The organism is Caloramator quimbayensis (assembly GCF_900167605.1).
GTDB lineage: Bacteria > Bacillota > Clostridia > Clostridiales > Caloramatoraceae > Caloramator_B > Caloramator_B quimbayensis.
Map to the genome: position 1 here is coordinate 1 of NZ_FUYH01000066.1, position 1,229 is coordinate 1,229.

General features: G+C 36.9%; 1 protein-coding gene, 1 tRNA gene and 1 pseudogene. 1 reads left to right on the forward strand and 2 read right to left on the reverse strand.

Annotated features, from left to right (window positions below; genetic code table 11):
- Nucleotides 1–93 precede the first annotated feature (93 nt).
- Nucleotides 94–321 (forward strand): annotated as a pseudogene (locus tag B5D15_RS15195) (site-specific integrase); the annotation flags it as partial.
- 114 nt (nucleotides 322–435) lie between these two features.
- Here B5D15_RS15195 and B5D15_RS15200 read toward each other — a convergent pair.
- A tRNA-Leu gene (locus B5D15_RS15200) sits at nucleotides 436–521 on the reverse strand.
- 261 nt (nucleotides 522–782) lie between these two features.
- A complete protein-coding gene (locus B5D15_RS15205; RefSeq protein WP_078697935.1) occupies nucleotides 783–1,112 on the reverse strand; it encodes a hypothetical protein in 330 nt (109 codons plus the stop codon).
- Between the last annotated feature and the right edge of the window lie 117 nt (nucleotides 1,113–1,229).

Consider the following 1,229-nt stretch of genomic DNA (forward strand, 5'->3'; position numbering starts at 1 on the left):
TATGGTCGTTGCAGTTTTGAACTTCTTAAGCAAAAGGTATTATTACTTAATTTCAACTAACTTTGGAAAAAACCGAATTTTTATTGACAATAACAGCACTTTGCAATCGTCTTAAAAAACCACAATCTGAAGAAAATACGTTTCCATGACCTTCGACACAGTTGCGCCAGCTTATTATACGCCAACGGAGTCAGCCTGAAAGAGATTCAGGAATGGTTGGGGCACAGCGATATTTCTACAACATCGAATATCTACACCCACCTGGATTTCAGTTCGAAGGTTGCTTCGGCCAATGCAATTATCGACGTATATCCCACTTAAGCGGGAGGAACGCCAATGCGGCAAGGAGGCGAAAGGCAAGTATGAATGCACCTCAAGAAAAGAAAAAAGCTCTCAAATCTGCCTGCCAGCGTTTTTAAGAGCTATTGGTTTCTATGGTGCCGAAGGCCGGACTCGAACCGGCATGGGGAGTACCCAACGGTTTTTGAGACCGCCGCGTCTGCCAATTCCGCCACTTCGGCAAGTTTATTTTAATTTTCCTCTCCCTGACCCACCTTTAGAATTAGGAGGGACATTTAGAAGGGATATTAAAACCAAAACAATTATTTTGTTTTCAAGAACCCCGTATTATCAGGGTTTGCACACACCGAAGGGTGAAAGCACGAAGTAGATTTTGAGACCGGCGCGTCTGCCAGTTCCACCACTTCGGCAAGAACAATAATATATTATCACAATAATTAAATTACGTCAATATAGTGGAAAAGACTTCTATAAAAAGAAGTCTATTTTGATTCCTTATCTTTAATTCTCGATGGTTTTGCCTTTGGTCTTCCGATTACAGGTTTGTTTTTTTCAGCCTTATTTATTCTTGCAATCTCCATGTATGAAAGAAACGTTAAGGATACAAGTAAAACTTGTATATATGAAATCCATTGCTGTGATGCATATTGCTTTGAGAATAACAATGGAAGTATGAATAAAATTATGAGTATTGCAAGAAAATAATTTTTATTAATTTTATATTTCACTAAAATAGTAGCTCTTATATAATAAAATATAACTAAAGATATTGCAGTTAAAGCGAATATAATAAGAAACTGCTTCCAAAACATATTTACACCTCCTCCCTATTTAAGGTTTTGTAAAAGCTTTTAGTTAAACTTTTACCTTAACCCCTTGATTTGATTAAATTTTATATAATAACTTGCACCCCCTCCCTATTTTGAGGT